Origin of the sequence: Flavobacterium arabinosi (assembly GCF_048158725.1) — a bacterium.
Classification (GTDB): domain Bacteria; phylum Bacteroidota; class Bacteroidia; order Flavobacteriales; family Flavobacteriaceae; genus Flavobacterium; species Flavobacterium arabinosi.
The window spans coordinates 375,968-397,626 of the sequence record NZ_JBLNKX010000001.1; the positions used below are offsets into that span (position 1 = coordinate 375,968).

Annotated in this window: 18 protein-coding genes; 10 read left to right on the top strand and 8 right to left on the bottom strand. The window is 35.6% G+C overall.

Annotation, left to right across the window (positions count from 1 at the left end):
- Positions 1-229 precede the first annotated feature (229 nt).
- The 3 genes from ACM55K_RS01515 to ACM55K_RS01525 form a co-directional block, all read right to left on the bottom strand.
- Positions 230-1,159: a helix-turn-helix domain-containing protein gene (locus ACM55K_RS01515; protein ID WP_416848459.1), complete on the bottom strand. Its 930-nt coding sequence runs from the start codon at positions 1,157-1,159 to the stop codon at positions 230-232.
- 82 nt (positions 1,160-1,241) lie between these two features.
- On the bottom strand, positions 1,242-4,607 hold the full coding sequence (mfd, locus tag ACM55K_RS01520; RefSeq protein WP_416848460.1) for a transcription-repair coupling factor: 3,366 nt from the start codon (positions 4,605-4,607) through the stop codon (positions 1,242-1,244).
- Positions 4,600-5,202, bottom strand: coding sequence for a hypothetical protein (locus ACM55K_RS01525; RefSeq protein ID WP_416848461.1), 603 nt, complete (start codon positions 5,200-5,202; stop codon positions 4,600-4,602). The genes mfd and ACM55K_RS01525 overlap by 8 nt, the downstream gene beginning before the upstream one ends.
- A gap of 310 nt (positions 5,203-5,512) precedes the next feature.
- Here ACM55K_RS01525 and ACM55K_RS01530 point away from each other — a divergent pair, with 310 nt between their 5' ends.
- Positions 5,513-6,460, top strand: coding sequence for an L-threonine 3-dehydrogenase (locus tag ACM55K_RS01530; protein WP_416848462.1), 948 nt, complete (start codon positions 5,513-5,515; stop codon positions 6,458-6,460).
- 68 nt (positions 6,461-6,528) lie between these two features.
- On the opposite strand, the gene ACM55K_RS01535 is transcribed toward ACM55K_RS01530, so the two are convergent.
- The 4 genes from ACM55K_RS01535 to ACM55K_RS01550 all read right to left on the bottom strand — a co-directional run bounded on the left by ACM55K_RS01535 (position 6,529) and on the right by ACM55K_RS01550 (position 12,821).
- A complete protein-coding gene (locus tag ACM55K_RS01535; protein ID WP_416848971.1) occupies positions 6,529-8,403 on the bottom strand; it encodes a M1 family metallopeptidase in 1,875 nt (624 codons plus the stop codon).
- A 62-nt stretch (positions 8,404-8,465) separates the two neighbouring features.
- Positions 8,466-10,076: a S8 family peptidase gene (locus tag ACM55K_RS01540; protein ID WP_416848463.1), complete on the bottom strand. Its 1,611-nt coding sequence runs from the start codon at positions 10,074-10,076 to the stop codon at positions 8,466-8,468.
- A 183-nt stretch (positions 10,077-10,259) separates the two neighbouring features.
- Positions 10,260-11,888 (bottom strand): S8 family peptidase, encoded by a 1,629-nt coding sequence (locus ACM55K_RS01545; RefSeq protein ID WP_416848464.1) that lies wholly within the window; start codon positions 11,886-11,888, stop codon positions 10,260-10,262.
- Between the two features lie 72 nt (positions 11,889-11,960).
- Positions 11,961-12,821, bottom strand: coding sequence for an MBL fold metallo-hydrolase (locus ACM55K_RS01550; protein ID WP_416848466.1), 861 nt, complete (start codon positions 12,819-12,821; stop codon positions 11,961-11,963).
- A gap of 167 nt (positions 12,822-12,988) precedes the next feature.
- Here ACM55K_RS01550 and ACM55K_RS01555 point away from each other — a divergent pair, with 167 nt between their 5' ends.
- From ACM55K_RS01555 to sufD, 4 genes are all read left to right on the top strand, one after another.
- Complete coding sequence (locus tag ACM55K_RS01555; RefSeq protein WP_416848467.1) at positions 12,989-13,318, top strand: HesB/IscA family protein; 330 nt, start codon at positions 12,989-12,991, stop codon at positions 13,316-13,318.
- Positions 13,319-13,336: 18 nt separating this feature from the next.
- Entirely contained in the window at positions 13,337-14,785 is a 1,449-nt protein-coding gene (gene sufB / locus ACM55K_RS01560; protein WP_416848468.1) for a Fe-S cluster assembly protein SufB, read from the top strand.
- A 32-nt stretch (positions 14,786-14,817) separates the two neighbouring features.
- The gene (gene sufC, locus ACM55K_RS01565) at positions 14,818-15,570 is read left to right on the top strand and encodes a Fe-S cluster assembly ATPase SufC (RefSeq protein ID WP_416848469.1); all 753 of its coding nucleotides are present in this window, start codon (positions 14,818-14,820) and stop codon (positions 15,568-15,570) included.
- A gap of 72 nt (positions 15,571-15,642) precedes the next feature.
- The gene (sufD, locus tag ACM55K_RS01570) at positions 15,643-16,959 is read left to right on the top strand and encodes a Fe-S cluster assembly protein SufD (protein ID WP_416848470.1); all 1,317 of its coding nucleotides are present in this window, start codon (positions 15,643-15,645) and stop codon (positions 16,957-16,959) included.
- Between the two features lie 64 nt (positions 16,960-17,023).
- On the opposite strand, the gene ACM55K_RS01575 is transcribed toward sufD, so the two are convergent.
- Positions 17,024-18,370 (bottom strand): serine hydrolase domain-containing protein, encoded by a 1,347-nt coding sequence (locus tag ACM55K_RS01575; protein ID WP_416848471.1) that lies wholly within the window; start codon positions 18,368-18,370, stop codon positions 17,024-17,026.
- Positions 18,371-18,622: 252 nt separating this feature from the next.
- On the opposite strand from ACM55K_RS01575, the gene ACM55K_RS01580 reads away from it, so the two are divergent.
- From ACM55K_RS01580 to ACM55K_RS01600, 5 genes are all read left to right on the top strand, one after another.
- The gene (locus tag ACM55K_RS01580) at positions 18,623-19,837 is read left to right on the top strand and encodes an aminotransferase class V-fold PLP-dependent enzyme (protein WP_416848472.1); all 1,215 of its coding nucleotides are present in this window, start codon (positions 18,623-18,625) and stop codon (positions 19,835-19,837) included.
- A gap of 12 nt (positions 19,838-19,849) precedes the next feature.
- The gene (locus ACM55K_RS01585; RefSeq protein WP_416848473.1) at positions 19,850-20,284 is read left to right on the top strand and encodes a hypothetical protein; all 435 of its coding nucleotides are present in this window, start codon (positions 19,850-19,852) and stop codon (positions 20,282-20,284) included.
- Between the two features lie 23 nt (positions 20,285-20,307).
- Positions 20,308-20,727: a SufE family protein gene (locus tag ACM55K_RS01590; RefSeq protein WP_416848474.1), complete on the top strand. Its 420-nt coding sequence runs from the start codon at positions 20,308-20,310 to the stop codon at positions 20,725-20,727.
- Positions 20,728-20,733: 6 nt separating this feature from the next.
- Positions 20,734-21,060, top strand: a complete 327-nt coding sequence (locus ACM55K_RS01595) for an SUF system Fe-S cluster assembly protein (RefSeq protein WP_035669120.1) — start codon at positions 20,734-20,736, stop codon at positions 21,058-21,060.
- A 67-nt stretch (positions 21,061-21,127) separates the two neighbouring features.
- Positions 21,128-21,640, top strand: coding sequence for a DUF2480 family protein (locus tag ACM55K_RS01600; RefSeq protein ID WP_416848476.1), 513 nt, complete (start codon positions 21,128-21,130; stop codon positions 21,638-21,640).
- The last annotated feature ends 19 nt before the right edge of the window (positions 21,641-21,659 follow it).

Genomic DNA, 21,659 nt, shown 5'->3' on the forward strand with positions numbered 1-21,659 from the left:
AGTAGTAACGCTAGCGAATTGTAAATATCAATCCAGAGTTTGCGAAATTCAAATCATGATTTTTTAACCATATAAGGAATGTAAGTTCATTTAAGATTGACTTTTTGACGTGCTTAAATGTGTTGATATTTAATAAGCAATTCTTAAAAAGGCAAAATAGATCTACTGAATCTGCGAAAAAACAATAAATTGGTACGCAGATTTTGCAGATTAAAAGGATTCAATTTATTTAAACCCTAAAGAACAACGGTGATAATGCCGTTTGCTTTTTGAAAAAATTAGAGAAATGTGCCAACTCTTCAAAACCGAGTGAATAGGCAATTTCCGAAATGTTCCAATCGGTTTCTTTTAATAAAATCTTCGCTTCATGAATCAATCGATCACTGATTAACTCGGTGGTCGTTTTACCGGAATTCTCTTTTAAAACCTTATTGAGATGATTGACATGAATAGCCAAACGGGCAGCAAAATCTTTGGCCGATTTCAATTCTAACCTTTGGCGAGGTGATTCAATTGGGAATTGTCTTTCGAGTAATTCCATAAATAAGGAAGAAACTCTGGCAGCCGAATTGTGTTTTGAATATAAAGCCGTTACGGGCTGTAGCTTTTGTCCAAAGTGAATTAACTCCGCAACATAATTCCGAATCAAATCGTATTTATACACATAATCCGAATTGATTTCTTTGTGTATCTTTTTGAATAATAAATCAATCTCTATTGTTTCTTCATCCGTAAGTTGAAAAACAGGATACCCATCCGTTTGAAAAATAGGCAGTTTGTCTAGTTCTATTCCACTTTTATCCTTGGTTAAAAACGCACTGGTAAAGACACAAAAATGTCCCGACTGTTGCGGGTCTTGCGGAACATAATGATACGGGATTTTGGGTGTGGCAAATAAAAGAGCACTCTTTTCAATATCAATTACTTTGTCTGCATATTCCACTCTATTTTTACCTCGTATCAAACTTATTTTGTAATACGCTCTTCTGTCATAAGGCATAAAAGACTTATCCTTTAGTCTTTCATAAAGTTCTTTGATATTGAAAACATTGAAATGGCCAATTTCTTTTTGGATTCCATTGGGCAATAATGTGCTTGGTTCCGTACCGGAGTCTCCAGAGATTTCTTGATAAAACTCGTCTATTGATTTTAATTTCATTGAGAATGAATTTGTAAAAATCAAATATACAAATTTTATGAAACATTCTAAATTTCGATACTGGATGCTTTTATTTCAAAAATTACTTCCCCAACAACTCCATCAATTCTAATGCTGTTCTAGTATTCTTCACATTGTCAAAAGTCAACAAAAGCCTTAAACCAGCCGGCGTTTGTTTTTCTTTCATTTTACAAATAGAACTGTGCGTTTGCACAAACTGCAAAACATCCTGAAAACGATTCGATTGGTAATAATCCGACTGTTGATCGGATACAAAATAACCAATCATCTTGCCTTGTTTCATCACCAATTTCTCGATTCCAATGCGGGTAGCAATCCATTTGATGCGAATGCTATTCATTAATGCGTTGGCTCGTGGTGGCATCGGACCAAAACGATCAATTAATTTATTTTGGAAAATGATGAGTTCTTCTTCGTTTTTCACACCGCCCAATTCATTATATAAACTCAATCGTTCCGTGACATTGTTGATGTATTCATCTGAAAACAACAACTCAAAATCCGTATCGATTTGCAGGTCTTTGACGTATTCTTTGGTTTCCAAATTGTTTTCCTCAGGATACAAATCCTTAAATTCATTTTCTTTCAATTCATCGATAGCCTCGTTCATGATTTTTTGATAGGTATCAAAACCAATTTCGTTGATAAAACCGCTTTGTTCGCCTCCCAATAAATCACCGGCACCACGAATCTCTAAATCTTTCATCGCAATATTGAATCCGCTTCCTAGTTCACTGAATTGTTCCAAAGCCTGAATTCGTTTTCTGGCATCATCTGTCATCGCTGAATAGGGCGGACAAATAAAATAGCAAAAGGCTTTTTTGTTGCTACGCCCTACCCGACCCCGCATTTGATGCAAATCAGACAATCCAAAATTATTGGCATTATTGATAAAAATCGTGTTCGCATTGGGAACGTCTAATCCACTTTCGATGATTGTTGTTGCCACCAAAACGTCAAATTCTCCATTCATGAAAGCCAACATCAATTCTTCCAGTTTTCTTCCCTCCATTTGGCCGTGACCAATTCCTACTTTGGCATTGGGCACCAAACGCTGAATCATTCCGGCGACTTCCTTGATATTTTCTATTCTATTATTGATAAAGAAAACCTGTCCGTTTCGCTGAATTTCATACGAAATCGCATCCCGAATCAATTCTTCACTAAAGCCGACTACATTCGTTTCAATAGGATAACGATTAGGCGGTGGCGTTGTAATAACGGATAAATCACGCGCTGCCATTAATGAAAACTGTAATGTTCTCGGAATTGGCGTTGCCGTCAAAGTCAGTGTATCGACATTGGCAGCAATCGTTTTGAGCTTGTCTTTTACGTTGACACCAAATTTTTGCTCCTCATCCACAATCAACAATCCTAAATCTTTGAAAACTACATTTTTATTGACCAATTGGTGTGTTCCAATAACAATATCGAGTTTTCCTTCGGCTAATAATTTTAAGGTTTCCGCTTTTTGTTTGGCCGTTCTAAAACGATTCAAATACCCAACAGAAACCGGCATATCTTTCAATCGTTCCGTAAAAGTTCTATAATGTTGGTAAGCCAGAATCGTCGTAGGAACCAAAATCGCAACTTGTTTACTGTTATCGACTGCTTTGAAAGCGGCACGAATAGCGACTTCGGTTTTACCGAAACCTACATCTCCACAAACCAAGCGATCCATTGGACGATCACTTTCCATATCGGCTTTTACTTCCGCCGTAGATTTGGTTTGGTCCGGCGTATCTTCATAAATGAACGAACTTTCTAATTCATTTTGTAAATAACTGTCAGGCGCAAACTGGAATCCTTTTTCTAATCGCCTTTTGGCATACAATTGAATCAAATTGAATGCAATATGTTTGACGCGCGCCTTGGTTTTTTGTTTTAAAATCTTCCAGGCATTCGAACCCAATTTGTATATTTTGGGTGGCGTTCCGTCTTTTCCGTTGTATTTTGAAATTTTGTGCAGCGAATGAATGCTCACATACACAATATCGTTATCGGCATACACGAGTTTGATGGCTTCCTGTGTTTTGCCTTCAACCTGTATTTTTTGCAACCCTCCAAATCGACCGATTCCGTGATCGATATGCGTCACATAATCGCCTACGGATAATGTAGTGAGTTCTTTTAAAGTGATATTCTGTTTTTTAGAATAGCCGTTTTTGATGCTAAATTTATGATAACGCTCAAAAATTTGATGGTCGGTGTAGCAGGTAATTTGGTTTTCCTCGTCAATAAATCCTTGGTACAATGGCAAAACAACGGTATGATATTGTTTTCTGATGTTTTCAGAATTGGCCTCGTCCAAGGTTTCGAAAATATCATGAAAACGTTTGGCTTGGGCATCATTGGAACAAAACAAATAATTTGTGTAGCCGTTAAAATGATTTTCATTCAGGTTATTCAACAATAAATCAAATTGTTTGTTGAATGACGGTTGCGGCTGAATGTGGTATTCGAATTTTTTGGTGGTTCTAAAAATAGCTTTCGGACTCAATTCCACAATGGAAAAATCCAACGCTCTTTTTATAAACTCCGTCTGATTCAAGAACAATTGTTCCGGTGCAGCTCGTTTTATTTCTTGCGTTAATTTTGCGAAAGCTTCTTCGGCTTTGCCAAATTGTTTGTCTAATTGCGATAAAAAATCTTCGGTATTCTGGATAAAAATTACCGTTTTCTCTGAGATATAATCCAAGAAACTTTCTCGATTTTCCTGAAAAACTTTGTTTTCTACATTAGGGATTATCGTAATTTTCTTTTGTTGTAAAATCGACAATTGGGTCGCAACATCAAAACTACGAATGCTTTCCACTTCGTCCCCAAAAAACTCAATTCGGTACGGATTATCATTCGAAAACGAAAACACATCTACAATTCCTCCACGAACCGAAAATTCTCCGGGTTCAGTAATGAAATCCACTCTTTTGAATTCATATTCGAACAATACTTCATTGATAAAATCGATAGAAATTTTTTCTCCAACGGATACTTTCAACGTGTTTTTGTCTAATTCTTTTCGGGTCACCACTTTCTCGAATAATGCTTCTGGATACGTGACAATAACTGCCGGTTTTTTACGGGAATTGATTCTGTTCAGGACTTCGGCGCGAAGCAAAACATTGGCATTATCCGTTTCTTCAATTTGGTACGGACGACGATACGAACCGGGATAAAACAAGACATCTTGGTCGCCAACCAGCTGTTCGAGGTCGTTCAAATAATAAGCGGCTTCTTCTTTATTGTTCAAAACAAGCAAAAAAGGAAGTTCCGATTTCTTAAAAATCGATCGAATTACAAAGGAAAGTGCCGATCCGAGTAATCCGGAAAGGTGCATTTTTACTTGATTATTTTCCAATAAACGAGTGACAATTTGCTGGGTTTTTGGCGAATTATCGTAAATAGTATATAAGGCTTTTTTACTCAACGCGGGGTAGATTTGGGTCGATTGGGGTATTAGGAATTGCTCTCGTGGTATCCATCATTTTCAATAAATCAGATTCTCCTTCTTCAACAGGGATTTTGCTTTTTTCAACAATTTTATCCATTTGTCTTTGGAGTGAAACCAATTCCAAATTAATTTCCGCAACCAACTGCGTCACTTTTTTATCTGGAATATTATCCAAATTAATGAATAAATCCAATAATCGCACTTTAGTGATTAAAGTCGAAATTCTACTTTTTATCTGGGGCTTACTAAACTCTAAAGGAATATTATCATTTAAAACCAATGCTTTTTTAGAAAGTGCTTTTGATTTTTGTTGAAAAGCTCCAATGGTTTTTTTCGGCTTTTGAGCCAATTCAGCCAAAAACATCCGCAATTCATTCCAAGTAGCGATGCTTTTTTCTGAAGCCTCGGTTATAGGCGTATCATAAAAAACCCAACCTTTCTCTATGTTTTTAAATATGATTTCTCTTTTTTTGATCTCTTTCTTATTCTCGGCAATGCGTTTCTGATTGTCATTTTTGCACGAGAACAAAATGAAAATTAGAAAAAAGAAGATCGTTATATTGTATTTCATGTGTAACTATTTATTGTTTTTGTGGTTGCATGTAATCGCGTACATCTTCCATATTGTTCGCATAAAATTCCCATTATGCTCCTTTCATTTGAATTTTCATTAAAGTACAAAGTTACGAAGTAAATTTACAATTACGAATTACGGCATAGGAATAACAATCTAATATTACTGAAGCTCTTTTTGTATTTAAAAAAACAAAAATTAAGAATTTTACACCCATTTTAAATACCATTTTAGTAAATTTATAACTTTTAACAGCAAATTTGTGTTATTTACGAAAACGTTATCTTTGTATTTCAAAACAGACAAAATGAGTACTAAAATATTGATTATCGGCGCTTGCGGACAAATTGGAACGGAACTTACCCATCAATTGCGAAAAATATATGGGATCGAAAACGTAATTGCTTCTGATATTCGAAAACTGAATAATGACGTAGTCAATTCAGGTCCTTTCGAAGTGATAAATGCGCTGGATTTCAATCAAATTGAGCATCTTGTAGAGATACACGAAATCGATGAAATCTATCTTATGGCGGCATTATTATCGGCTACAGCGGAAAAAAACCCTGCTTTTGCCTGGGACTTAAATATGAATTCGTTGTTTCACGTTTTGAATTTGGCGAAAGCCAAAAAAATAAAAAAAATATTCTGGCCTTCCAGCATTGCTGTTTTTGGTCCAACAACGCCCAAAGAAAACACGCCCCAATACACCATTATGGAACCTTCAACGGTTTATGGAATCAGCAAACAAGCGGGTGAAAGATGGTGTGAATACTATCATAATATTTTTGGTATTGATGTGCGAAGCATTCGTTATCCCGGTTTAATTAGCTGGTCTACGCCTCCTGGTGGCGGAACTACGGATTATGCGGTGGATATTTTCCATAAAGCACTTTCGGACAAAACATACGAATGTTTTTTATCCTCGGAAACCAAAATGCCGATGATGTATATGGATGACGCCATTGCTGCAACGATACAAATTATGCAGGCGCCAGTTGAACAAATAAAAATCCATTCTTCCTATAATCTAGCGGCGATGAGCTTTACGCCAACAGAAATTGCCGCCGAAATCAAAAAACACATTCCGGATTTCACTGTAACTTACAAACCTGACTTTCGTCAAAAAATAGCCGATAGCTGGCCTGCAAGTATTGATGATGCTGAAGCTAGAAAAGATTGGAACTGGAAACACAAATTTGATTTGGAATCCATGACCGTGGATATGCTGAAAAATTTGAATGCCGAAAAATAAAATTTTTTCCTTAAAACCAAAAAGAGTCTAGCGTAAAACTAGACTCTTTTTGGTTTTAAGGAAAAAATTTACTTTATTTCATACGTATTATTCGCTTGTTTCACATCGGCCATTAAAACACTTGGGTCAATGGTGATTTTCTTGATAGTTGTTTTCGGTTTCCCAATTGTAAATTCATAAGTAGGATACGCCCAAGCCCAATCATTCAAAACCGTTCTTTTTACCGCTGGATTCGGATTTTCTTTTTCGAAACTCATCATGCGTAGAGGAATGTAAAAACTTTCTGTTGTTCCATCCGTATACTCCACCATCAAATCGATTGGCATCGGCATTCTGCCTATTCTTTCTAATGTTACAACAGTTTTATCGGCATTCTCTTTTATAGCTGCAATTCCGTAATCAATAGTATTAGTCGTTTCGGTCCAATCCACCAAATACCAATCTAAGTTTGCTCCTGAAACACGTTCAGCAGTTCTCTTGATATCATTTGGCGTAGGATGTTTAAACTTGAAATCTTGATAGTATTTTTTTATTGTTTTGTATAAATTATCCTGTCCAATCACGTACCCTAATTGCGACAAGAAAATACTGCCTTTTACATAAGACGAAATGCTGTAAGGTCTATTTTCATCATAACGATCGCCATGAGTTGTTTGCGGTTGCTCTTTCCCGGAATCCACTAAGGAATAATACGCCTTATAATTTCCTTTGAATGGATTTTCTTCTTTTTTTACCGCCATTTCATTTAATGCCAAATCCTCAACGTAAGTGGTGAATCCTTCATCCATCCAAGGATGTTTCGATTCATTAGAAGCCAAGACATGTTGAAACCAAGAATGCCCCAACTCATGCGTTGCAGTTCCTAAAATTCCTTTTAAAGTCCCGTCACCTAACATCAACGTACACATGGCATACTCCATTCCGCCATCTCCGCCTTGAATAAAAGAGTATTGTTTGTATGGATAATTTCCAATTTTCTTGTTATAGAAATCCATCACATTGACCATTAATGGCTCTAATTGTTTCCAATTTTCCATTGTCTTTGGATTATTTTTATACAAGAAATGCAAGTCAACATTATTAGGTCCTTTGACTACATCATGGATATAATTTTTATCGGCAGCCCAAGTAAAATCATGAACCATTGGCGCTATAAAATGCCATGTCAATGTTTTTGTTTTCTTTGGATAGACTACTGTAACTCCTGTATCTTGGTATCCATGTCCAATTTGGTTTTGATTTTGCAAATAACCGGAACCACCCAAAATGTAATCATTGTCAATCGTAATATTTACATCAAAATTTCCCCAAACACCTTGGAATTCTCTGGCAATATAAGGATCTGCATGCCAGCCTTCAAAATCGAATTCGGCTATTTTTGGATACCATTGCGCCATTGACAACTCTATTCCTTCCACATTATTTCTTCCGGAACGACGAATTTGAACTGGAACCTGACCGTCAAAATCCAACGTAAAAGTAGTTTTTGAATTGGGTAGAATTGGCTTTGCCAAAGTCACTTCGAGAATCGTCCCTACCGTTTTTGCGGAAGCGACAATTCCATCTTGCTTGAAATTAGTAATTTTCAAATACCCAATTTCGTTAGGTTTCAACGTTTTAATTCGGCTTTCTTTAACCTCTTTACCATCAACCTTTATTTTGCTGACCATTCTGGCATCCGGATCTTTGATGCTTTGAATTCTGGCATCCATTTCACTTCCGGGTTGGAAAGCATTATTGAATAAATGGTAATACACTTTTCTTAAAGTGTCAGGAGAATTATTGGTATATACTAATTCCTGTTTCCCCCTGTATTGATAATTCTTCACGTCCATGGTAACGTCCATCTTATAATCAACGTGTTGTTGCCAATACGTGGAACTTTGTGCAAATAGAGCGCTACAATTAAGTGTGATAAAAGAGAGTAAAAGGAGTTTTCGCATCATTTTTATAATAAAAAATGGAAGAGCTAAAGCCCTCCCATTAGATTAATAACTATTTGGATTTAATTTTTAGATAATCTTTCAGCTAAGATCAAAGCATTGTAAGCATTGATCATTTTCCCTGATTTTGAAGTATCAGTTGCCGATTTTTTTTCATTATTCTCCCCTAATTCTACTGATGCCGGCAGTGGTGTTCCAGAATCCATTAGAATTTGTTTTACTTGCTTGGCTGATAGTTTAGGATAATACGAACGAACTAATGCGGCCACTCCAGCTGCATTTGGCGAAGCCATAGAGGTTCCTTGTTCGTATTTGAATTTATTATTTGGAACCGTAGCATAAATTTCCATTCCTGGAGCATACACATCTACATTGATTGGTCCGTAATTTGAAAATGGCGCAACCACCGTTTCCCCATAGGCATTATTCAAGGCTCCAACAGTTAGAACATTATTGGCAAACTCTATTTTATTGTCTTCAGAATCATTTGGAAAATTGATGTTTTTTTCTAAATCAATATCATTCCCGTCATTTCCTGACGCGTGTACGAACAAAACATCTTTCTTTTCCGCATATTTTATAGCATCGAAAACCCATTGCTTGTGTGGAGAATAGCTTTTTCCAAAACTTCCGTTGATTACTTTAGCACCATTATCAACCGCATAACGAATCGCTAAAGCAATATCTTTATCATATTCATCGCCATTAGGAACGGCTCTCACGGCCATAATTTCAACATTGTTTGCAACTCCGTCACCTCCAATATTGTTGTTTCTCACCTGGGCAATAATTCCGGCAACGTGAGTTCCGTGCAACGCTTCTTCTTTATCGGGTCCATAAACAATGTTGTTCCCGTATTTGGTATCCTTTATATCATCCGGATTATCGCCAACCACTTTTCTGCCATTAAATTCTTTGTTTAAATTATAATTCAATTGGTCGTAAATATACTTTCTATATTCTTCGATATCGTCGGTGAATTTTGGCCCTGACTGCCCAATAATGCGCGTCATAATCATTTTGCTTTTATTCAAAGCTTCATCAGTACTCACAATTGCATTCAATTCTTCCAGTGTGTAATCGTCTTTCTTTAAATAGGTTTGAATCACTTTATTGGTATTCAAAAGAAAATCTACTTGCTGTTTCCCCTCTAAAGCTTCGTTATATTTCTTTTCATAATCTGCTTTAGCATTTTTATAGGTCACTGTTCCATCATCTGCTTTTTTCAGAATACGAGTCATCTCTAAATTTTCAAATCCTGAATCTCCAAGGAAATTCCAGCCATGAATATCATCTACGAACCCATTTTTATCATCGTCAATTCCATTTCCGGCAATTTCTTTGGCATTGGTCCAAATCACTGATTTTAAATCTTCATGATCAATATCAACTCCTGAATCAACAATCCCGACGATGACTTTTACTCCTTTTTTATTTTTCAATAATTCGGAATACGCTTTGTCAACACTCATTCCGGGAATCGTATCTTTCACTAAATCTAAATGACTCCAACGCTTTAAATCAGTTTCACTTATAGGAGCAACTTTCTTAATAATTAACGGCGAACTTACAGTTATAGGTGTAGTAATTTTGGAAACTTGTTTTTGAGCATTACATGCCACTAATGCAAAAAAAGCAACTGCAGAATAGTATATCGGTTTAATATGGTTCATTTATAAATTTTTAAAATTAAATCTGGGTCTAAATTATGTTTTTTTGTCACAGAATTTAAATGGATTAACACTCCATTAAGATTTGTTCGAAAGTAAAGAAATGGATATCAGAGGAATTTTTATATGGATTAAATGTAAAATGGAAGGACAAATTGCCCTTCCATTTATAAATAAACTGATTTATTATTTTTTAGCCATTTTTTCTGCCATCAATAATGCATTGTAAGCATTTACTATTTTTCCTGATTTAGATAAAGTAGTAAAAGATCGCATGTCATTTGGTTTTCCACCAACAATAACATCTGTTGTAATCGCTACCCCTGAATCCATTAAAATATGTTTCACTTGTTGTGCCGATAATTTTGGGTAATACGAACGGATTATTGCGGCAACTCCTGCAACATTTGGCGAAGCCATTGATGTTCCTTGCAGGTATTTATAAGAATCATTTGGTGTGGTCGCATAAATTTTTACACCCGGTGCAAAAACGTCAACATTAGTTTTTCCAAAATTAGAAAATCGTGCCACTACTTTGTTTCCGTATTCAAAATTTAATGCTCCAATTGTGATTACATTATCAGCAAACTCGGTTACTTTATCATCAGAATCGTTAGGAAAATTATTTTCGGTATCGATATTTTTTGCATCATTTCCGGCTGCATGAACAATTAACACATCTTTTTTCTCGGCATATTTGATCGCATCATAAACCCACTGTTTGTGTGGTGAAAAGCTTTTTCCAAAACTTCCATTAATTACTTTAGCACCATTATCAACCGCATAACGAATCCCAAGAGCAATATCTTTGTCATATTCATCACCATCTGGCACCGCACGAACGGTTAGAATTTCAACATTATTTGCTACTCCATCACCTCCTAATGTGTTGTTTCTAGTTTGAGCAACAATTCCGGCAACGTGAGTTCCATGAAGAATTCCATTCTTGTCCGGACCCATAACATTGTTGTTTCCGTATTTAGTATCTGTAATGTCTTCTGGGTTATCTCCAACAACTTTTCTGTAATCTGTCTTTAAATTTTCTCCTTGTAAAAGCACATTGAAACCGTCTAATTGTTTTTGAACAGCAGCTTTCAGCTCCGCTATAGGCATTCCATAAGAAAACATTTGTTCCATAGCGGCCTTACTTTTTTGCATTTCCGGTTCCTGTGAAACAATTGCTTTTACCTCTTCAATTGTATAAACCGATTTTCCAAAATGCTTGATCAATCTTGCATCTCCTTCTTTTAAGGTTACTAACATTAGTTCCGAACGCGTTTTCCCTTTAGCTGCATCTCCCATTTTAGTATCACTAAAAGTTTTTGCTGCCTGATAGGTTACTTCGTCAACAAGATTCTTGTTTTTGATAATTCGCTCATATTCATAATGTTCCTTAGTAATGTCGCCTAGAAAATTCCAACCGTGAATATCATCGACATATCCGTTCTTATCGTCATCAATTCCATTTCCGGCTATCTCTTTTGTATTGGTCCAAACCACCGATTTTAAATCTTGATGCTCGATATCAACTCCAGAATCTACAATCCCCACGATAACTTTTACACCCTTTTTATCTTTCAATAATTCGGCATAAGCTCTATCAACACTCATTCCTGGAATCGTATCTTTTACGATATCTAGATGACTCCAACGTTTTAATTCGATTTCGCTAATAGGCGCCACTTTTTTAATATTTAGTGGAGCACTTATCGCAGTACCTGTTGTTGTAAAATTAGAAACTTGTTTTGAAGCGCCGCATCCTGAAAGAGCTAATATTGCAAGTGCAGAAATGTAGATGGGTTTAATGCTATTCATGTGTAGGTTTTTAAAAGTTACAAAATTAGTCTAAAATAAATTATTTTGTTACAAAAATATTTAGGATTAACACTATGTTAAGATTTCATCACATTTAAAAACTTCCTTCAACCGAACTCCTTTCTCGGTTTTTTGTACTGTTATAATTTCATTATGCGCATCGTGTTCCAAGAACAAATAATAATTGTTATCAGCCGCAGCATTCATGAATTTTGATTTTTCGTCTAATGTCAAAAGTGGTCTGGTATCATAGCCCATCACATAAGGAATTGGAATGTGTCCGGCTGTTGCCAATAAATCAGCACAAAAAACGATGGTCTTATCCCTATATTGAATGTGTGGAATCATTTGCTTTTCGGTATGGCCGTCGGCAAAGAAAATACCAAAACCCAGTTCCGATATTTTAAGAAAATCTCCCTCTGGTCTTTGGATAAAATGCAGCTGACCGCTTTCCTGCATAGGCAAAATATTTTCGGATAGGAAAGATGCTTTTTCTCTTAAATTAGGTCTTGTTGCCCATTCCCAATGCTTATCGTTACTCCAAAACTTAGCATTTTTAAAAGCGGGTTCGTAACCAGTTTTGTCTGCGTTCCACTGTACACTTCCACCGCAATGGTCAAAATGCAAATGCGTCATAAAAACATCGGTAATATCATCCCGATGAAAACCAAACTTGGCCAAAGATTTATCCATGGAATGCGTTCCCCAAAGCGAATAATATCCAAAAAATTTCTCTGATTGTTTGTTTCCCATTCCGGTATCAATCAAAATCAATTTATTACCATCTTCAATTAATAGGCACCGTGCAGCAATATCAATCAGGTTATTTTCATCGGCCGGATTGGTTTTATTCCAAATGGTTTTTGGAACAACTCCAAACATCGCGCCACCATCTAATTTAAAATTTCCAGTTTCTATAGGATATAATTTCATGTTTTTTCTTTTATCGAGAGGAATCAAAGTTAAGGAATTCAAATGCTTTTATCGGTTTCGAATAGGTTTTTTCTATTTTGGCATTAGCTATATAAATGTCATCAATTATGGAAAAAGATTTTTATGCACTATCTTTGTCCTTAATTTAGACAAAATCAATATAAGCTATGATAAAAGTTTCTGACACTGCAAGAAAAAAAATCATCGATTTAATGAAAGATGATGGTTTTGATGCTGCAACTGACTACGTAAGAGTTGGTGTAAAAAGCGGCGGATGTTCTGGATTGTCTTATGATTTAAAATTTGATAAAACGAAAAACGAAGACGATAAGATTTTTGTTGACAACGATATAACCATTGCTGTAGAAAAAAAATCTTTTTTATACTTAGCCGGAACAATATTAGAATTCTCAGGAGGAATAAATGGTAAAGGATTTATTTTTAATAACCCAAATGCCAATAGAACCTGTGGTTGCGGAGAATCATTTTCTCTGTAAAACATTAAACAAAAAATTATGTCAAAATATACCGAAGACGACTTAAAAATCGAACTCGAAACTAAAGAATACGAATACGGATTTTATACCGAATTAGAATCAGAAACGTTTCCTATTGGTTTAAATGAAGATATCGTTCGTGCCATTTCTCACAAAAAAGGAGAACCACAATGGATGACCGATTGGCGTCTTGAGGCTTTTCGTGCTTGGGAACTAATGACAGAGCCGGAATGGGCAAATGTGCATTATACTAAACCTGATTTTCAGGCCATTTCCTATTATTCTGCTCCAAAAGCGGTAGATCCTAATAAAACATTGGACGATGTAGATCCAGAACTTTTAGAAATGTATAAAAAGTTAGGTATCTCTGTCGATGAGCAAAAGATGATGAATAATGTAGCCATGGATATTGTAGTCGATTCGGTTTCAGTAGCGACTACTTTCAAGAAAACATTAGGAGAAAAAGGAATTATCTTTATGAGTATTTCTGAAGCTATCAAAGAGCATCCAGAATTAGTTCGTAAATATTTAGGAACGGTAGTGCCACAAAAAGATAACTTTTATGCGGCGCTAAATTCAGCAGTTTTCTCTGATGGTTCTTTTTGTTATATTCCAAAAGGCGTTCGTTGTCCAATGGAACTTTCGACTTATTTTAGAATCAATCAGGCTGGAACAGGTCAATTCGAAAGAACATTATTAGTTGCTGACGAAGGTAGTTATGTTTCTTACTTAGAAGGTTGTACCGCTCCAAGTCGTGATGAAAATCAATTGCACGCTGCAGTAGTAGAATTAATTGCATTAGACGATGCCGAAATAAAATATTCAACCGTTCAAAACTGGTACCCTGGAAACAAAGAAGGTAAAGGTGGTGTTTTCAATTTTGTAACCAAAAGAGGAATCTGCGAGAAAAACGCAAAAATTTCTTGGACTCAAGTAGAAACAGGTTCAGCTATAACTTGGAAATATCCTTCTGTTATTTTAAAAGGAGATAATTCGACAGGCGAATTTTATTCGATTGCTGTAACCAATAATTTCCAACAAGCCGATACAGGAACCAAAATGATCCATTTAGGTAAAAACACTAAATCGACCATTATTTCTAAAGGAATTTCTGCCGGAAGATCACAAAACAGTTACCGTGGTTTAGTGCAAATTAGCGCTAGAGCGGATAATGCCCGAAACTTTTCACAATGTGATTCCTTATTAATGGGGAACAATTGTGGAGCACATACTTTCCCTTACATCGAAAGTAAAAATCCATCGGCAAAAATTGAACATGAAGCTACAACAAGTAAAATTGGCGAAGACCAAGTTTTCTATTGCAACCAACGTGGAATTCCAACCGAAAAAGCTATTGCCTTAATCGTAAACGGTTTCAGTAAAGATGTATTGAATAAGTTACCTATGGAATTCGCTGTAGAAGCACAAAAATTATTAGAAATTTCTCTTGAGGGATCTGTAGGATAACCTTTTTAAGACTTTATAAAAACAACACGTTTATGTTATCAATAAAAAATTTACACGCCTCCATTGGAGACAAAGAAATATTAAAAGGAATCAACCTTGAAGTAAAAGCAGGAGAAATTCACGCGATAATGGGGCCAAACGGTGCTGGGAAAAGCACACTTGCTTCCATCATTGCAGGAAACGAAAACTACGAAGTAACCGAAGGCGAAATCTCTTTGGATGGTGAAGACCTTTCTGAATTGGCGCCAGAAGAAAGAGCGCACAAAGGAGTGTTCTTATCGTTTCAATATCCAGTAGAAATTCCAGGAGTTTCGGTAACGAACTTCATCAGAACAGCAATCAACGAAACGCGTAAAGCAAAAGGTTTGGAAGAAATGCCTTCTAACGAAATGCTAAAAGTGATTCGTGAGAAATCAGAATTATTAGAAATTGACAGAAAATTTTTGTCTCGTTCTTTAAACGAAGGATTTTCTGGTGGGGAGAAAAAACGTAACGAAATTTTCCAAATGGCAATGTTGGAACCAAAATTGGCTATTCTTGATGAAACCGATTCTGGACTTGACATTGATGCCTTACGTATTGTTGCAAATGGCGTTAACAAACTAAAAAGCGACAAAAATGCAATCGTAGTTATCACGCACTACCAAAGATTATTAGACTATATCGTTCCTGATTTTGTTCACGTATTGTACAATGGAAAAATTGTAAAATCAGGTGGAAAAGAATTAGCGCATGAACTGGAAGAAAAAGGATACGACTGGATTAAACAAGAACAAGAAGCGTAAAATTAGTTTGCAGTTTACAGTTTGCAGTTTGCAAAACTCCAACTTACAACTACCAACTTATAACTCCCAAAAATGGAATTAAAAGAAAAATTACTATCGTCTTTTATGGCTTTCGAAGAGCGTGTCGATGTTCACTCCGAACTTCATGATGTGAGAACTTCAGCCATAAAAAACTTTGAAAATAAAGGTTTCCCAACCAAAAAAGACGAAGCTTGGAAATATACTTCGCTAAGTGCCATCTTAAAAAATGACTTTACCGTTTTTCCAAAGCAAGAAAGTGCAATTGAATTTAACCAAGTAAAAAAATACTTTTTACACGAAATAGACACTTATAAAGTAGTGTTTATTGACGGCGTTTTCAGTTCACATTTATCGTCAACAACACACGACGGTATTGACGTTTGTTTGATGTCATCGGCATTGACAAAACCAAAATACAAAATGATCATTGACACCTATTTTAATAAAATAGCGAGTAAAGATGAAAGTTTGACTTCTTTGAATACGGCTTTTGCCAATGAAGGAGCTTATATCCACATTCCTAAAAGTAAAGTGGCAGACAAGCCTATTGAGATTATGTATTTCTCAACAGGAAACGAAGCGGCGCTTTTGGTTCAACCAAGAAACTTAGTGATTGTGGGGGAAAATTCACATGTTCAAATTATTGAACGTCACCAAAGTTTAACCGAAAATCCCGTGTTAACGAATTCCGTTACCGAAATTTTTGCTCAAAAACGTGCTATCGTAGATTATTACAAAATTCAAAACGATGCGCTTGAAGCAAATTTAATCGATAATACGTTTGTTTCCCAGAAACAAGAAAGTCATGTTTCTGTACACACCTTCTCTTTTGGAGGAAACTTAACGAGAAACAACTTGAATTTTTATCACTTTGGGGAACGATTGACAAGTACCTTAAACGGGATTACAATTATAGGTGGAAAGCAACACGTAGATCATTATACCTTAGTGAAACACTCGGCTCCAAATTGCGAAAGTTTCCAAGATTATAAAGGAATTTATTCCGATCGTTCTACAGGCGTTTTCAACGGAAAAGTGTACGTGGAGAAAGACGCTCAAAAAACGAATGCATTCCAAAAAAGCAACAACATTTTATTGAGCGACAAAGCAACAATAAATGCAAAACCACAATTGGAAATCTTTGCTGATGATGTAAAATGTTCTCACGGTTGTACGGTTGGACAATTAGACGAAACGGCTATGTTCTATATGCAAGCACGTGGAATTCCTAAAAAAGAAGCCAAGGCATTATTGATGTATGCCTTCTCGAATGCAGTTATTGAAAACATCAAAATACCGGAACTTAAAAAAAGAATTACTACAATTATCGCCAATAAATTAGGGGTGAAATTGGGATTCAATTTGTAAAGTCATACTAAGAAAAAAGTTATATAGTGACCCTTTCAGAGTTTAAAACTCTGAAAGGGTTTTTTTATTTTTGCAAACTCCCCACAATCCCACTCAACATTTCATTAAAATCAAATTCAGGGTCTCTTTTCAAACCCATACGTACAATCACTAAATCAAGTGATGGAATAATCGCCACCATCTGACCTTGAAAACCGCTGCAATAATACATATCTCTTGGAGCATCGGGAAATCTTCCTCCGGCATTGAGCCAAAAGTGTCCGCCATATCTTCCGTTTGAAGTATTCGTAGGAGTCGCTGTATATTTCACCCAACTTCTGTCTAAAATTTGTTCGCCATTCCAATTGCCTTGGTGCAAATACAACAACCCAAATTTTGACCAATCCCTTGTAGTTGCCCAACCATAAGACGAACCCACATAATTTCCTACCATATCCGTTTCTACAACCATCGAGTTCATCCCTATTTTATCAATCAATGCGGAATACCAGAAATCTAAATATTCCTGATGCGTTTTGAACTGTTGTCTCAAAATCCCGGAAAGCAAATTCGTCGTTCCAGAAGAATAATTCCAATGTGTATTCGGTTTGAATACAGCAGGTTTCTCCAGTTGAATGCGTGACATATCTTCGGCCTCAAAAAGCATTTTTGTGACATCACTAATTTTATCATATTTCTCTTCCCATTCCAAACCGGAATTCATGTGGAGCAAATCACTGGTAGTAATGGTTTTTCGTTCATCATTTTGCCATTCCTTAATGGGAGCCGGTTTGTAAATATTGTATTTTCCTTGTTTTTGAAGAATTCCAAATAACGCGCTTGTGATACTTTTAGTCATCGACCATCCTAACAATTTACTGTTTTTATCGAAACCTGTATCATATTTTTCGGCAATGATTTTATCTTTATAAATCACTAAAACGGAACGTGTCCTTTTCTTAATTTCACCTTTTTTATCGAAAGCATTGGCGACAGCCAAATTTAATTTGGCGTAATCAACATTACTAAAAATTGTGTCTTTTGGTTCGTTATTGCCATAAGGAAAAGTCAAATTGTTGTTAATTTTTGTTCTTTTGGGAACCAAATACGGTTTCGTAACATCAAAATCTTCATTGATTAAAGTCACTCCCAAACCTTCCCGGTAAATCGCTTTTCGCTCTTTCAAACCATAAACTGAAGCGGCAGCATATTGTCCGATATCCTCAATTTTGTTCTTGGCCAAATCAATCAAATCGATATCATTGTCACCTTTCTCAATCATTTCCTGGGAACGATTATCAATAAAATGTCCCGAAGCGATGCTTTTGGCTGAAAAGCCAGAAATCAAATCCAGTTTTGGATAGGTAGTGAACCCAAAATAAAAGATTCCTACAAAAGAGGTAAAACCAACAATCTTGAAGAATTTTTTCATGGTAGCTAATTGTAAAACAATGCAATATAATTATTTTTAGCCAAGAATTCAAGATTTTAATTTTAATAAAACACTGAAATTAACAGAAGTAAATTGGTGAATTCATGGCTAAAACAATTTAGTTTTTATTACTTTTGTATTTAGAAAAATTCTAAATAATAAAACACCAATAGCAAATTGGGTTATCTAAAAAATGTTAAATATTGGCGTTCTATCTGACCAATAAAAAACAATAAAAAACAAGCAGATAAAATGTTAGATATAAATAAAATCAGAGCCGACTTCCCAATCCTCACCCAGAAAGTAAACGGAAAGCCGTTAGTTTATTTCGATAACGGAGCTACTTCGCAAAAACCACAAGTTGTCATTGATGCGATTTCAAAATATTATCAGGAAATTAATGCCAATATTCATCGTGGTGTTCACACTTTGAGTCAATTAGCAACCGATGCCTACGAAGCTTCCCGTGGCAAAATTCAAAATCACATCAACGCAAAATTCGCTCATGAAGTGCTTTTTACTTCAGGAACAACACATGGAATTAATTTGGTTTCCAATGGATTTGCTTCGATTTTAAAACCGGGCGATGAAGTTGTAGTTTCGGCATTGGAACACCACAGTAATATTGTGCCTTGGCAAATGTTATGCGAGAAAACTGGAGCGACTTTGCGAGTAATTCCTATGAATGAGGGTGGTGAATTGATCATGTCCGAATATGACAAATTACTTTCGAATAAAACTAAAATAGTTACCGTAAATCATATTTCGAATGCATTGGGAACAGTCAATCCAATTAAATACATGATTGACAAAGCACATGAAGTTGGAGCAGCGATTTTAATTGACGGCGCGCAAGCCGTTCCTCATTTAAAACCCGATGTTCAGGAACTGGATTGTGATTTTTATGCTTTTTCGGGACATAAAATGTGTGGTCCAACAGGAACTGGAATTTTATACGGAAAAGAAGCTTGGCTGAATAAACTACCGCCATATCAAGGTGGGGGCGAAATGATTAAGGAAGTGACTTTCGAGAAAACGACATATGCTGATTTGCCACATAAATTTGAAGCCGGAACACCTGATATTGCAGGCGGTATTGTTCTGGGAACTGCCATTGATTATTTGAATGAGGTTGGTTTCGAAAACATTCAAAAACAGGAAAAAGAGCTGTTGGCCTATGGGACACAGCGCTTATTGGAAATTGAAGGATTGAAAATTTTTGGCACATCAGCCGAAAAAACTTCCGTAATTTCATTTAATATTGCAGGAATTCATCCGTATGATATTGGTACGATAATTGACAAATTAGGAATAGCCGTACGAACCGGTCATCATTGTGCACAACCGATAATGAATTTCTTTTGTATACCAGGAACGATACGAGCTTCATTCGCTTTTTATAATACCAAAGAAGAAATTGACATTATGGTTGAAGCTATAAAAAAAGCGCAACTCATGTTGTCTTAAAAATTTAAAAACATGAAAATACTATCTATTTTGTTCCTCACTATTTTTCTTGGAAAAGGGTGTGAAGCCCAAAAAAAACAGGATATTGAAACTGCTGTAGTTGAATATGTTGCCAATACCAGAGGTTCTTATCAAAAAATAACAGTGAAGAATCAGATGGTAACGGTCTCAAAAGATAGAAGTGGAAACGACAAACCAGTACCAACAAAAATAACTGATGCTGACTGGAAAGAATTAGTGGAATTTTTTAAAAGCGTGAAATTGGATAATTTAGCAAAATTAAAAGCACCAACTGAAAAACGGTTTTATGACGGTGCGGCTATTGCCAATTTGAAAATCACCTACAAAGACAAAACCTATGAAACGACTGGTTTTGATCATGGTTTTCCACCAAAAGAAATTAAGAAGTTAGTAAACAAAATAACTTCATTTGCTAAAACAAAATAATACTGAAATAAATTCAGCATACTATGAACATTAAAGACATACAAGAAGAAATAGTTGATGAATTCTCAATGTTTGACGACTGGATGGAACGTTATGAATACATCATCGAATTAGGAAAAAATCTTCCTTTAATCAAAGAAGAATTCAAAACAGAAAACAATTTGATTAAAGGTTGCCAGTCGAAAGTGTGGTTGCAGGGAGAAAAAAAAGACGATAAAATTGTTTTCACTGCCGATAGTGATGCCATTTTGACAAAAGGAATTATCGCCATATTAATTCGCACTTTTTCGAATCAAAAAGCCTCCGATATTCTGGAAGCCGACATGAGTTTTATTGATGAAATAGGTTTGAAAGAACATTTATCGCCTACACGCGCCAATGGATTGGTATCCATGATAAAAAATATAAAAATGTATGCTTTGGCATTCAACACGCAAAACTAAATAAAAATGGAAGAAACAATTATAGACACTGCCGAATTAGGAGAATCAATCGTAAAAATATTAAAGACTATTTACGATCCTGAGATTCCTGTAGATATTTACGAATTAGGATTGATTTATGATGTAATGGTCAATACGGATTATGAAGTAAAAATCCTGATGACGCTTACTTCTCCAAACTGCCCTGTTGCAGAAAGCTTACCAAGAGAAGTAGAAGAAAAAGTAAAATCAATTACTAATGTAAAAGATGCTGAAGTAGAAATTACTTTTGATCCGCCGTGGAGCAAAGATTTAATGAGCGAAGAAGCAAAATTAGAATTAGGAATGTTGTAAAATTTGTTCAAGGTTTAAAGTTTAAGGTTGAGCAACTTTAAACTTTAAACCTTTAAACTTTTCAAAAATGGAAGAAATAATAAATAAAGTTGCGAATAGTGTTTTGGAAGTTTTCGATCTCGAAGATTATTATCCAAAAGGAATTCGTGCGCAAATAGATATTTCGCAATGGCTTTTGGAAGGTTTTTTATTGAAAGAAAAAGACTTTAGAGAGCAGCTAAAAAATCACGATTGGTCACAATATCAAGATCAGTACGTAGCCATTAATTGTAGTACCGATGCTATTGTTCCTGCTTGGGCTTCTATTTTGGTTGCCATTCAATTAGCACCATTTGCAAAGAAAATCATCAATGGAAATTTAGAGGATTTAGACGCTTCGCTTTATGAAGAATTATTGACTAAAATTGATTATTCAGTTTATGAAAATAAGCCCGTTATTATAAAAGGGTGTTCCCGGAAACCGGTTCCGATGCGAGCTTATGTATTGGCAGCCCATTATTTACAGCCTTTTGCACGAAGTATTATGTATGGCGAAGCATGTTCAGCCGTTCCATTATATAAAGCACATAAAAAAGAGTAGTTTATTTATGTTTATTTTG

What these genes read in the sequence shown, in the direction of transcription:
- ACM55K_RS01580 (WP_416848472.1), top strand. Translation starts at nt 18,623, where the DNA reads ATGTTAGATATAAATAAAATCAGAGCCGACTTCCCAATCCTCACCCAG.
- sufC (WP_416848469.1), top strand. Translation starts at nt 14,818, where the DNA reads ATGTTATCAATAAAAAATTTACACGCCTCCATTGGAGACAAAGAAATA.
- ACM55K_RS01585 (WP_416848473.1), top strand. Translation starts at nt 19,850, where the DNA reads ATGAAAATACTATCTATTTTGTTCCTCACTATTTTTCTTGGAAAAGGG.
- ACM55K_RS01600 (WP_416848476.1), top strand. Translation starts at nt 21,128, where the DNA reads ATGGAAGAAATAATAAATAAAGTTGCGAATAGTGTTTTGGAAGTTTTC.
- ACM55K_RS01590 (WP_416848474.1), top strand. Translation starts at nt 20,308, where the DNA reads ATGAACATTAAAGACATACAAGAAGAAATAGTTGATGAATTCTCAATG.
- ACM55K_RS01545 (WP_416848464.1), bottom strand. Translation starts at nt 11,888, where the DNA reads ATGAATAGCATTAAACCCATCTACATTTCTGCACTTGCAATATTAGCT.
- ACM55K_RS01525 (WP_416848461.1), bottom strand. Translation starts at nt 5,202, where the DNA reads ATGAAATACAATATAACGATCTTCTTTTTTCTAATTTTCATTTTGTTC.
- ACM55K_RS01595 (WP_035669120.1), top strand. Translation starts at nt 20,734, where the DNA reads ATGGAAGAAACAATTATAGACACTGCCGAATTAGGAGAATCAATCGTA.
- ACM55K_RS01535 (WP_416848971.1), bottom strand. Translation starts at nt 8,403, where the DNA reads ATGCGAAAACTCCTTTTACTCTCTTTTATCACACTTAATTGTAGCGCT.
- ACM55K_RS01550 (WP_416848466.1), bottom strand. Translation starts at nt 12,821, where the DNA reads ATGAAATTATATCCTATAGAAACTGGAAATTTTAAATTAGATGGTGGC.
- sufD (WP_416848470.1), top strand. Translation starts at nt 15,643, where the DNA reads ATGGAATTAAAAGAAAAATTACTATCGTCTTTTATGGCTTTCGAAGAG.
- ACM55K_RS01540 (WP_416848463.1), bottom strand. Translation starts at nt 10,076, where the DNA reads ATGAACCATATTAAACCGATATACTATTCTGCAGTTGCTTTTTTTGCA.
- ACM55K_RS01575 (WP_416848471.1), bottom strand. Translation starts at nt 18,370, where the DNA reads ATGAAAAAATTCTTCAAGATTGTTGGTTTTACCTCTTTTGTAGGAATC.
- ACM55K_RS01515 (WP_416848459.1), bottom strand. Translation starts at nt 1,159, where the DNA reads ATGAAATTAAAATCAATAGACGAGTTTTATCAAGAAATCTCTGGAGAC.
- ACM55K_RS01530 (WP_416848462.1), top strand. Translation starts at nt 5,513, where the DNA reads ATGAGTACTAAAATATTGATTATCGGCGCTTGCGGACAAATTGGAACG.
- sufB (WP_416848468.1), top strand. Translation starts at nt 13,337, where the DNA reads ATGTCAAAATATACCGAAGACGACTTAAAAATCGAACTCGAAACTAAA.
- ACM55K_RS01555 (WP_416848467.1), top strand. Translation starts at nt 12,989, where the DNA reads ATGATAAAAGTTTCTGACACTGCAAGAAAAAAAATCATCGATTTAATG.